Annotated in this window: 11 protein-coding genes; 7 read left to right on the top strand and 4 right to left on the bottom strand. The window is 59.1% G+C overall.

What is annotated here, in order from left to right; all coding sequences use genetic code 11:
- Positions 1-14: 14 nt before the first annotated feature.
- Complete coding sequence (locus tag RTP97_RS15685) at positions 15-1,409, bottom strand: NarK family nitrate/nitrite MFS transporter (RefSeq protein WP_312415302.1); 1,395 nt, start codon at positions 1,407-1,409, stop codon at positions 15-17.
- A gap of 309 nt (positions 1,410-1,718) precedes the next feature.
- Between RTP97_RS15685 and narX the strand changes: the two genes are divergently transcribed.
- A complete protein-coding gene (narX, locus tag RTP97_RS15680; protein WP_312415300.1) occupies positions 1,719-3,515 on the top strand; it encodes a nitrate/nitrite two-component system sensor histidine kinase NarX in 1,797 nt (598 codons plus the stop codon).
- Entirely contained in the window at positions 3,508-4,158 is a 651-nt protein-coding gene (gene narL / locus RTP97_RS15675) for a two-component system response regulator NarL (protein WP_312209463.1), read from the top strand. Before narX ends, narL begins: the two co-directional genes overlap by 8 nt.
- Here narL and RTP97_RS15670 read toward each other — a convergent pair whose 3' ends face one another.
- Entirely contained in the window at positions 4,159-5,541 is a 1,383-nt protein-coding gene (locus RTP97_RS15670; protein WP_409455954.1) for a YchO/YchP family invasin, read from the bottom strand. It abuts the gene before it with no gap.
- 199 nt (positions 5,542-5,740) lie between these two features.
- On the opposite strand from RTP97_RS15670, the gene RTP97_RS15665 reads away from it, so the two are divergent.
- The 4 genes from RTP97_RS15665 to RTP97_RS15650 all read left to right on the top strand — a co-directional run bounded on the left by RTP97_RS15665 (position 5,741) and on the right by RTP97_RS15650 (position 9,008).
- Entirely contained in the window at positions 5,741-6,292 is a 552-nt protein-coding gene (locus tag RTP97_RS15665; protein WP_312415297.1) for a YbhB/YbcL family Raf kinase inhibitor-like protein, read from the top strand.
- Between the two features lie 19 nt (positions 6,293-6,311).
- Positions 6,312-6,665, top strand: coding sequence for a DsrE/DsrF/TusD sulfur relay family protein (locus RTP97_RS15660; protein ID WP_103819989.1), 354 nt, complete (start codon positions 6,312-6,314; stop codon positions 6,663-6,665).
- Between the two features lie 106 nt (positions 6,666-6,771).
- A complete protein-coding gene (locus RTP97_RS15655) occupies positions 6,772-8,550 on the top strand; it encodes a methyl-accepting chemotaxis protein (RefSeq protein WP_312415294.1) in 1,779 nt (592 codons plus the stop codon).
- A gap of 212 nt (positions 8,551-8,762) precedes the next feature.
- The gene (locus tag RTP97_RS15650; protein WP_312210108.1) at positions 8,763-9,008 is read left to right on the top strand and encodes a DUF1883 domain-containing protein; all 246 of its coding nucleotides are present in this window, start codon (positions 8,763-8,765) and stop codon (positions 9,006-9,008) included.
- A 7-nt stretch (positions 9,009-9,015) separates the two neighbouring features.
- On the opposite strand, the gene RTP97_RS15645 is transcribed toward RTP97_RS15650, so the two are convergent.
- Both RTP97_RS15645 and chaB read right to left on the bottom strand, forming a co-directional pair.
- Positions 9,016-9,711: a gamma-glutamylcyclotransferase gene (locus RTP97_RS15645; protein ID WP_312209455.1), complete on the bottom strand. Its 696-nt coding sequence runs from the start codon at positions 9,709-9,711 to the stop codon at positions 9,016-9,018.
- A 195-nt stretch (positions 9,712-9,906) separates the two neighbouring features.
- On the bottom strand, positions 9,907-10,137 hold the full coding sequence (gene chaB / locus RTP97_RS15640; RefSeq protein ID WP_042396109.1) for a putative cation transport regulator ChaB: 231 nt from the start codon (positions 10,135-10,137) through the stop codon (positions 9,907-9,909).
- Positions 10,138-10,411: 274 nt separating this feature from the next.
- Here chaB and chaA point away from each other — a divergent pair.
- On the top strand, positions 10,412-11,509 hold a 1,098-nt coding region (gene chaA, locus RTP97_RS15635; RefSeq protein WP_312415291.1), incomplete at its 3' end, for a sodium-potassium/proton antiporter ChaA.

The following is an 11,509-nucleotide window of genomic DNA, read 5'->3' as shown; positions in this document are numbered from 1 at the left end:
TAATCAACAGTGCTTTATTTTGTTTTAGCTTTACGTCCGTAGACCGCCCAGGTGATAAACACGCAGGCGATATAGAACACGAGGAAGACTTTCATTGCCCCGGCCGGAGAGCCGGTCAGCGCCAGCGACGTACCAAAGGCTTTCGGGATAAAGAAGCCGCCGATCGCGCCGATGGCCGAGATGAACCCAAGCGCCGCTGCCGTATCGGTCGCCGCCTCACGCAGCGCCTGCTCCTCGCTGCCGCCCTGCGCTTTCACCCGCTCCATGGTCATCTTGCGGAAGATCACCGAGATCATCTGGAAGCTGGAGCCGCTGCCCAGCCCGGCGGTAAGAAACAGCATCAGGAAGACGGCGAAGAAGGCGCTAAAGTTCCCCTCGCTGCCCGCCGATGGCAGGGTCAGGAACAACAGCGCGCTGAAGATCGCCATCGCCACAAAGTTCACCAGCGTGACGCGAACGCCGCCGAGACGGTCAGAGAGCGCCCCACCTGCCGAACGAGCCAGCGCGCCCACCAGCGGACCGAAGAAGGCAAAGTGCAGCACGTTGACCTCAGGAAACTGGGTTTTGGACAGCATCGCAAAGCCTGCCGAAAAACCAATAAATGAGCCAAAGGTGGCCAGGTAGAGGAAGCCCAGGATCCACAGATGCACCCGCTTAAGCACCGGCAGCTGCGAGCGCAGCGAGGCCTTAGAGGTCGCCAGCTCGTTCATGCCAAACCAGGCCGCGAGGGTAAAGACAATCAGGAATGGCACCCAGATCCAGGCGGCGTTCTCCAGGTAGAGCATGGAGCCATCTTCCTGCTGCACGCCGGTCGCGCCAAAAAAGGCAAACAGCGAGAAGGTGATCGCCAGCGGGGCCAGCAGCTGCATCACGCTCACCCCGAGGTTACCCAACCCGCCGTTGATCCCCAGGGCGCTACCCTGCTTCTGCTTGGGAAAGAAGAAGCTGATGTTAGCCATGCTGGAGGCGAAGTTCGCCCCGGCAAAACCACAGAGCAGGGAGATGATGATAAAAGTGCTAAACGGCGTACTGGTATCCTGGACGGCAATGCCCAGCCAGACGCAGGGAACGATCATGATCCCGGTACTGAACGCGGTCCAGCGGCGACCGCCAAAGATGGGCACCATAAACGAGTACGGCACCCGCAGCAGCGCCCCGGAGACGGAAGGTAGCGCGGTCAGCATAAAGAGCTGATCGGTCGTAAAATTAAAACCAACTTTATTAAGATTAACCGCCACGGCGCTGAACAGCATCCAGACGCAAAACGCCAGCAGCAAACAGGGCACGGAGATCCACAGATTGCGGCTTGCCACGGCCTGGCCACGCTGCTGCCAGAAAGCAGGATCCTCCGGTCGCCAGTCGGTAATGACGGCTCCGGTGGTCCTTTCAGGTAAGGAAGAGTGACTCATAGACACCTCTGATAAGGGATTTAACCCCTGCCACCATAGGGTTTACGCCAGCGCTTAAGTTGATATAAATCAAAGGAAAAGTTGCCATTTCAGCGACGCTAAAACCGCTCTACCCCTAAATGAGCAGCTGAAACTCGCAGAAAAGCTGTGGTTTTTCACGCCGGTGACGCGTTTACGCGTTGTCACTCTCCAGCCCGCGTCTGGGTCGACAATAAAGGAGTAACTCTTTTGGGGTATGGGTATACTCCAGGGTATAGCCGAAAATAGCCCCACTCCCGGTGACTTGCCGGGTCAGGAGTCATGCCGTTTATGCTAAAACGCCTCTTTTCACCGCTAACGCTGGTTAACCAACTGGCGCTGATCGTTCTGCTCTCTACCGCCATTGGCGTAACCGGGATGGCTATCTCTGGCTGGCTGGTGCAGGGCGTACAGGGCAGCGCCCACGCCATTAACAAGGCGGGATCGCTGCGAATGCAAAGCTATCGCCTGCTGGCCGCCATGCCGCTCACGGATGCCGACCAGCCGCTGATCGATGAGATGACCCGCACGGCCTTTAGCCCGGAGCTGACCCAGGCTGCGCTGCGTGATGGTCAGCTGCCTCAGCTGCAGGCGCTACAGCGTTACTGGCAGCGCAATCTTGCGCCTGGCCTGGTGCAGGCTCAGGACGCAGCGGCGGTATCGGGCGAGATTGCCACCTTTGTGAATCGCATCGATCGTCTGGTGAGCAGCTTCGATCGCCGCACCGAGCAGCGGATCGATCGCGTTCTGCTCCTCCAGCGTGGTATGGCAGTGTTTATGGCCCTGCTGCTGGTCTTTACCGTGATCTGGCTGCGGGCGCGGCTGCTTCAGCCCTGGCGGCAGCTGCTGAGCATGGCCCAGGCCGTGAGCCACCGGGACTTTACCCAGCGGGCGCATATCAGCGGGCGTAACGAGATGGCAAAGCTCGGTACGGCGCTTAACAACATGTCCAGCGAGCTGGCCCAGAGCTATGCGGTGCTGGAGCAGCGGGTAAAGGAGAAGACCGCCGGGCTGGAGCAAAAGAACGAGATCCTCTCTTTCCTCTGGCAGGCCAACCGCCGCCTGCACATGCAGGTTCCGCTGTGCGAGCGCCTCTCGCCGGTGCTTAACGGCCTGCAAAATCTCACCCTGCTGCACGATATCGAGCTGCGCGTCTACGATGTGGAAGATGAGGAGAACCGCCAGGAGTTTACCTGTCAGCCGGACATGACCTGCGATGATATCGGCTGCCACCTCTGCCCGCGCGGTATCCTGCCCACGGGCGGCAGCGGCACAACCCTGAAGTGGCGGCTGGCGGATAATCATATGCAGTACGGTCTGCTGCTGGCGACCCTGCCGGCCGGACGGCACCTGAGCCACGATCAGCAGCAGCTGGTGGATACTCTGGTGGAGCAGCTTACCGCCACGCTGGCGCTGGATCGACATCAGGAGCGCCAGCAGCAGCTGATGGTGATGGAGGAGCGCGCCACCATTGCCCGGGAGCTGCATGACTCTATCGCCCAGTCCCTCTCCTGTATGAAGATGCAGGTCAGCTGTCTACAGATGCAGGGTGCGAGCCTGCCCGACTCCAGCCAGCAGCTGCTGGGGCAGATCCGCAACGAGCTGAATACCTCCTGGGCCCAGCTGCGCGAGCTGCTGACCACCTTCCGCCTGCAGCTCAACGAGCCGGGCCTGCGTCCGGCGCTGGAGGCGAGCTGCCAGGAGTATAGCGTTCACTTTGGCTTCCCGGTCAGGCTGGACTACCAGCTGCCGCCGCGCTTTGTGCCCTCCCATCAGGCCATCCACCTGTTGCAGATTGCCCGCGAAGCGCTGAGCAATGCCCTGAAACACTCCGGTGCAAGTGAAGTCACCGTTACGGCGGTTCAGCAGGGACGGCAGGTGAAGGTGAGCATTACCGACAACGGCTGCGGCGTGCCGGACAACGCCGAACGCACCAACCACTATGGCTTAATTATCATGCGCGATCGCGCCCAGAGCCTGCGCGGAGATTGTCGGGTCCGGCGGCGAGAGTCCGGCGGCACCGAGGTGGTGGTGACATTTATACCCGAAAAGCTTCTCTCATCCGTACAAGGAGATAAACATGAATAATCAGGACCCCGCCACCATTCTGCTGATTGACGATCATCCGATGCTGCGCACCGGCGTCAGGCAGCTTATCAGCATGGCCAGCGATATCCGCGTGATCGGCGAAGCCAGCAATGGGGAGCAGGGTATCGAGCTGGCAGAGACGCTGGATCCCGATCTGATCCTGCTCGATTTAAATATGCCCGGCATGAACGGCCTCGAGACGCTGGACAAGCTGCGGGAGAAGGCGCTCTCTGGGCGGGTGGTGGTCTTCAGCGTCTCCAATCATGAAGAGGACGTGGTCACCGCTCTCAAGCGCGGCGCAGACGGCTACCTGCTGAAGGATATGGAGCCAGAGGATCTGCTGAAGGCGTTACAGCAGGCGGCAGCGGGTGAGATGGTGCTGAGCGAAGCGCTGACGCCGGTGCTGGCCGCCAGCCTGCGCGCCAACCGCGCCACCTCCGACCGGGACGTAACCCAGCTGACGCCGCGCGAGCGCGATATCCTGAAGCTGATTGCCCAGGGCCTGCCCAACAAGATGATTGCCCGCCGTCTGGATATCACCGAGAGCACGGTGAAGGTGCACGTTAAGCATATGCTGAAGAAGATGAAGCTCAAATCCCGCGTGGAAGCCGCGGTCTGGGTGCACCAGGAGCGTATTTTCTGATCACCCCTCCGGCAGCTGCGGCCAGCGCGGAGCGGTGTTCTGCGTACTCACCAGCGGCTCGGCCAGCGTGAGCGCGATCTCATTGGAGGAGACGCGCTGCCCCTGCTCATCCTCCACCGTGACCGACAGACGCCACGTATTGTTGGCTCCCTCCCGGCTATCCCAGGCGGGCATGATAATGCTCCAGCCTTCGCTGCTATTGGCGTTAACCGGCGGAGTCAGGCTTAGGGCCTGAGTGTCTCCCTGCCAGGCGACAGAGCGGATACCGTAGCGGCTGCGCACCTGCACCACCATCTGTACCGTTTCACCCGGCTTGAGATCCCACGGCGGCGTAGCCAGAAAGACCGACAGGGTCTTTCGCTGGCGATACTCTATCACCGGCAGGTTATTGCGCGCCGGGCTGTCATAGCGGCTGCCGCGCAGGGAGCGGCTCTCCGCAACCTCGCTGGCGGTAAGCTGTTTTTTAAGCGGCACGCCGAAGCGGTAGTTCAGATTGAGGCCAAGGTTATTCTGCGTCTCTCCGCTCTCCCCCTGCTTATGCTGGGCGGTCACCGTCACCAGCGGCACGGGGGTATAGTTGACGCCAACGTTGACCGCCACAGGATTGTGGTAGCCCGAGCCGGAGTCGAAGAGATCGACATTGTCACCAAAGTACTGCTCCAGGCTCAGGCTGGTATTGATATGCTCATAGAACGGCAGCCGCGCCTGGGCAGTGACGTCATAGCCGCGCGCCAGCCGCTGCTGAACTGCCGCACCGGAGTAGTCCCAGCCGGAGAGCGGCTGATAGTAGTTGGCGGAGAGGCGCAGGTACTCGCCCCAGGCCTCTGCGCCCAGCCCGGCGCGCTGCAGATTCTCATCCAGCAGGTTATCGTAGAAGGTATTGTAGCCCAGCAGCCAGTGCCCGGCGACCCAGCGTTGGCCAATACCGGCATTGCTCACCAGCCCCTCGTCCCGCTGGGTGAGTCCCAGCTGGCTCCAGCTCAGATAGCGGTTGTTATCCTGCCAGGGGATAAACCAGCTTCCCTGACTGCCGGTGAAGCGCCCCTCATCGTTTACCAGCACGTTAACGCTGGCGTTACCCCAAGGGGAGAGCCACGACTCCAGCTGCTCATTGACGTCCTCGCTGACGGCATCGCGGATCTGACCAAAGGCGAACTGACGCGCCTGCTGCCCGGCGGTGAGGCCGTTGTCGGTCTGGCTGGCTTCGCCAAAGGCTTTCGCCATTTCGGCCACGCTTTTAACCCGGGCGTCACCGGTGGAGGTCAGCCCCAGGTCCGGCAGGCTGTCGTTGTCAAAGGGGTTATGCGGCGGCGGCTGTGCAATAGCACAGGCATCGTGTATGCCTCCTGCCAGCAGCAAGAGTAGAAGAAGCGGGGTTTTCAACAGAGCGTTAGAGCGTAAATTCAGCGGTAGCCCCTCCGGTCTGAGCAGCGATTAAAGCGTTATTTTATCGATTTTTACGACTCTTTTCAGCCTTACGCAAATTTTCAGGAAAAACCTTAACTGTTACCGTCTCGTCAGGTCTACAGTTAAGTTATCTCTTAATGCATCTATTTATTGCAAGGTATGACGAGTGGTAACTATGAGCAAAAGGTTGCGATGGATCCTATTGAGTTCAATAATATTTTACGGCGCGGCCTCGCAGGCCAGCGAGCTGTTCATCCTGCAATCCCCGGCGTTTGCCGACAACGGCCTGCTGGATAAAAAATTCGCTGGAAACGCTAAGGATAACCCTAACTGCACCGGTGAAAACCACTCCCCGGCATTGATCTGGAGCAATCCGCCGGAAGAGACGAAAAGCTTTGCCCTCATTGTTCACGATCCAGAGGGGGCAAAAGGTCTCGGCGTGACGCATCTGGTGGCGTACAATATTGCCCCGTCCGCCACCGGTTTTCCGGCTAACGCCCTGCGCGATGGCAAAATGTTTACCGGCGGCAAGAATAGCCCCGGCTCCGATCGCTGGCATGGCCCCTGCCCGCCGCCCGGTAGCGGCGCGCATCACTATGCCTTTACGCTTATCGCCACCAGCCAGGCACCGGATCTTCCCCCTGGCCTGACCCGTGAAGCGCTGCTAGAGAAGCTAAAAGGTAAAGCGCTGGCCGCCACTGGCCTGATTGGCCGCTTCGGGCAGTAGCGTTAATAAGGAAGAGAAAATGCAAAAGATCGTGATTGTCGCCAACGGTGCGGCCTACGGCAGCGAGTCCCTGTTTAACAGCCTGCGCCTGGCGATTGCCCTGCGCGAGCAGGCCGAGGAGCTGGATCTGCGCCTGTTCCTGATGTCGGATGCGGTCACCGCCGGGCTGCGCGGGCAGAAGCCTGCTGAGGGCTACAATATTCAGCAGATGCTGGAGATCCTGACCGTGCAAAACGTGGCGGTGAAGCTGTGTAAAACCTGCACCGACGGGCGCGGCATCACCGACCTGCCGCTTATCGATGGCGTAGAGATTGGTACCCTTGTTGAGCTGGCCCAGTGGACGCTGGCGGCAGATAAAGTATTAACTTTCTAATAATCCCCTAACTTAAATATATTTTTCTTATACTTTCTCGTCGAACATCAAGTTTACCTGCTGCGTTGCCGATAGGCTTTTACACAACACAGCAGGTATAACTATTATGTTCAGGTCTATTCGCGCACGCATTACCGCAGCCACCGCAAGCTGTCTGGCTATCGCTTTACTGATCAACACCGTTATCAACTACCAGGTGACACGCCACGACAATCAGCAGGCCCAGCGGGATATTCTCTCCAGCACCAGCATCAGCCACAGCGGCGCTATCGCCGACTGGGTTAACAACAAGATGACGATGATCGCCTCGCTGCAAAGCGCTGCGCTGACGGCGGACCCGGTGCCAAACTTCGCCCAGATTGCCCAGGCGGGTGGCTTTATTAACGTCTATGTCGGCTACGCCAGCAAAACGGCGAAGTTCTCCGACTCCAACGGCATCCCTGCCGACTACGATCCGACGATCCGCCCCTGGTATCAGCAGGCGGTGAAGGCCGACGCACCGATCGTCACCGCCCCCTATGTAGACGCCGCCTCCGGCAAGCTGGTGGTAACCTTTGCCATACCGGTGAAAGAGAACGGCACGCTGAGCGGGGTCGTCGCGGGCGACGTGGCGATGGACAGCGTGGTAGCCAACGTGCGCACTATTCAGCCCACGCCGCAGAGCAGCGGCCTGTTGATCAACAGTGACGGAACGGTGATTGCCGCCAGCAATGCCGATTTAACCCTGAAGCCGTTCGGCGAGGCGATCTCCGGGGCGGATCTTAGCGTACTGCAGGCGGGTAGCCCGACAGAGGGCGAGTTTGACGGGGCGCAGAAGACGCTGATTGCGAAACCGGTTAAAGGAACCAGCTGGCTGCTGGTCGTCGCGCTGGATACCCACGATGCCACCAGCGGCATGCGCGCCCTGCTGAAGGCCTCGGCCCTGTCGCTGATCGTGCTGGTGCTGATTGGCGTGGCGGTAATGCTCTGGCTGGTGAAGACGATGCTACAACGCCTGGTGGTCATTCGCGATGCGATGCATGCCATTGGCAACGGCACGGACGATCTCTCCCAGCGGCTGCCGGAGAGCGGCAACGATGAGGTGGCGCAGATTGCCCACGCCTTTAACGTCTTCAGCGATAAGCTGGCGGTGGTGATGGTGAAGCTGCGAGACTCCAGCACCTCAGTGCAGCATGCGGCGCAGGAGATTGCTGCCGGTAACCAGGATCTCTCTGGTCGCACCGAGCAGGCGGCCTCCAGCCTGCGGGAAACCGCCAGCGCCGTAGAGCAGATCACCGCCTCGGTGGCCCAGTCAACCGACTCCGCCGCCCAGGCGAACAGTCAGGCGCATACCGCCTCTGAAGCGGCATCGCGCGGGGGCAGCGTCGTATCGCAGGCGACCATGCAGGCCATTGAAGAGGCGTCGGCCAAGATCGGTGATATCACCAGCGTGATTGACGGGATCGCTTTCCAGACCAACATCCTGGCGCTGAACGCCGCCGTTGAGGCCGCGCGCGCTGGTGAACAGGGACGCGGTTTCGCAGTGGTCGCCGGTGAGGTTCGTACCCTCGCCAGCCGCAGCGCCCAGGCGGCGAAAGAGATCAAAACCCTGATTGAATCGACCACCGAGAGCGTGGCCACCGGGTCGCGCTACGTACGCCTGGCCGGCGACAGCATGACCGATATCGTCTCCAGCATCGACAGCGTCTCGGTCATCATGCGCGAAATCACCGTCGCCACCAGCGAGCAGATGAAAGGCATTCAGGAGATCAACCATGCGGTGATCGACCTCGATAGGATGGTACAGCAGAATGCCGAGCTGGTGGTACAGTCCGCTGCCGCTGCCGGAGCGCTCCAGTCGCAGGCGGGAGAGCTGGCGGAGACCGCAGGCCATTTCCGCATTTAATCCCTTCCCGGCGCGTTTTTGAAACGATTTAGCGCGTCGGGAAGTCGCTTTAACGAACAATGTCACTTTTGTTTAAACGTTGCGTCATTTTTTGATCAAAATCAGCATCGTTGCCCCGCCCGTTTGGTGTGATGCAGGAAGCAAGTGTGAACAAAATCACACGAGGATTGTCCGGCAGGGAGCGCTTTATAGTCATTAACGGGGTAAATAGCATGGCGCTGGTGAAAGCAAGTTTGACGTTGTTTGGTGGGGATACGGTAGTGGTACGCTGTTCGGAGAGCTGCCATATCCATTTGATGAGTGCGAAAAGCCACACGGCGAACGCCCAGACCGATATTCTGAGCGTACAGGATCGTAATAGCGCGTACCTGACCGTACCCTACAGCGGGACCTGGAACGTGTTGATCGACAGCCACAGCCAGTCGCTGGAGCACTCCATCAGCTACGTGGCTGCCTAATCACTTCTCAGGCGAAACCGGGCTGCATCGACTGGCCCGGCTCTTCTCCGCTTATCAGTCCCCGCACCTTGCCCACTAAATCGTTCAGGCAGTCGTCATGCATCCCGAGCTTGATCAGCTCCTGTTCAAGCGAGAAGAGATACTGCGCGTTGGTGCCCAGCGGGCCGCTGGCCGCCGCGATCAATGGCGCGATGACCTGAGCACGGGTATCTGACTCATAGAGCGCATGCCGTGGATCCATAATGAACACCAGGGCGTTTACCGTCCGGCCATCATCCAGGGCGAGCCTGCACCAGGTGGGCAGATAGCAGCCGGTGATCATCTCCCGTTTCCACAGCAGGGTCAGCTCCTGCTCCAGCGTCTCGTCGGGCAGGCGGTAGGCGACGCCGGTGGTGCGCCCGCCCTCTTTTAGGGCGAGCATCCGTCCCGGCTGGCAGGCCGTGCCGCGACCGGCGGTGAGACGCAGGCAGAAGGCACGATGCCAGCCTACCAGCGTGCCGGTGCAGGATTCGTTAAACTCCAGCGCCGGGTTCCACATCAGCGAGCCATAGCCGAAGATCCAAACCGGACCCCCGTCGGGCCGGCAGGCCAGGGTAGCCGCCAGCGACGCCGCGCGCTGTTCCGCCGACCAGAGCAGCGCCGCTTCAATATCGCCAAAGGCGGTTTTGCAGTCCGCCTGTATTAAAAAGTCGCGTGTTAACACCTTCTACCTCCACCACTGCGTGCTTCCATGCGACCGTTATATTGCGTTCCGTGTATTTCGCTGCTGAATAAAAGCGCAGCCTGTGCAGACGATATGCAATTCGCGGGCCGCTTGCAAGCCTATGGCGCGCCATGCCGCACGAATGCGGCAGCGTAAAAAGAGGTAGCTGGTGTTTACGATTGTTATTTCAGCGGCTTATTTCTTTTTGTGCCATTTATCATCATCGCCCTTCTCGTACTCATGCTTCACCGCCGCCCAGGCGACCTTATGGGCAGTCTCTTCCCGGCTGTCATCTCCGCGACGGTCGTCTTTATCTTTGTACTGGTCCCAGGCGCTGTTGAACGCCTCTTTATAGATATCCTGAGCGTGGGCAGGAAGGACGTTTTTGACGTTATCAGGCAGATCGCCTTTTGCTTTATAGGGCATGAGATATCTCCTTTTAGTTAACAAACCTTAAGTGTGGATGACAATGCCGCGCCTCGCCACAATCTGAGTAAATCTCTATCCCCTTGAGTACAATAACCTGTTTATTAAACCAATTTTCAACAAAGCATCGTAATCTGGACGTCATGAATAAAAAAATGGTCAATGCCGTAAAAAAAGGTAAACATTAGCTTAAAGCTGCCGCCATTCTGCTATTTTAATCCCCTGAAAAATCTTAACTATACTCATCAGCAACTGCACAATATGGAGATCCACGATGACAGCGACGCACGAGGCGGTGAAAACCCGCCATAAGGAGACCACGCTCATTTTCCCGGTACTGGCGCTGGCAGTGCTTTTCTTCTGGGGTTCGACCCAGTCGCTGCCAGCCGTAATCGGGATCAACCTGCTGGCGCTGGTGGGGATCTTGAGCAGTGCCTTTAGCGTAGTCCGTCATGCGGACGTGCTGGCGCACCGACTGGGAGAACCCTTCGGCTCGCTGATTTTAAGTCTCTCAGTGGTGATCCTTGAAGTTAGCCTTATCTCGGCCCTGATGGCCACCGGCGACGCAGCCCCGACGCTGATGCGCGACACCCTCTACTCCATCATCATGATTGTTACCGGCGGTCTGGTAGGCTTCTCGCTGCTGCTGGGCGGGCAAAAGTTTGCCACCCAGTATATGAACCTGTTCGGTATCAAACAGTATCTTATCGCCCTCTTTCCGCTGGCGGTGATTGTACTGGTCTTCCCGATGGCATTGCCAGGGGCCAACTTCTCCACCGGCCAGGCGCTGCTGGTTGCCCTGATTTCAGCGGCCATGTACGGCGTCTTCCTGCTGATCCAGACCAAAACTCACCAGAGCCTGTTTGTTTATGAACATGAAGATGAGGGAGACGACAGCGATCCGCACCACGGCAAGCCGTCGGCGCATAGCAGCCTCTGGCATGCGGTGTGGCTGATTGTCCATCTGGTGGCGGTAATTGCGGTAACGAAGATGAACGCCAATCCGCTGGAGGCGCTGCTGACGGAGATGAATGCCCCGGTGGCCTTTACCGGCTTCTTGGTGGCGCTGCTGATCCTCTCTCCTGAGGGACTGGGTGCACTGAGAGCGGTGCTGAATAACCAGGTGCAGCGTGCGATGAACCTCTTCTTTGGCTCGGTGCTGGCGACTATCTCCCTGACGGTGCCGGTGGTAACGCTGATTGCCTGGGCGACCGGCAACGACCTGGTCTTTGCCCTCGGCGGGCCGGAGATGATTGTGATGCTGGCCTCGCTGCTGCTGTGCCAGATCTCGTTCTCTACCGGACGCACCAACGTGTTAAACGGCGCGGCGCACCTGGCGCTGTTTGCTGCCTATCTGATGACGATATTTGCC

Source organism: Pseudescherichia sp., assembly GCF_031998825.1.
In the GTDB taxonomy this organism is placed as follows: Bacteria; Pseudomonadota; Gammaproteobacteria; order Enterobacterales; family Enterobacteriaceae; genus Pseudescherichia.
This window is presented reverse-complemented; position numbering and strand designations above follow the sequence as displayed.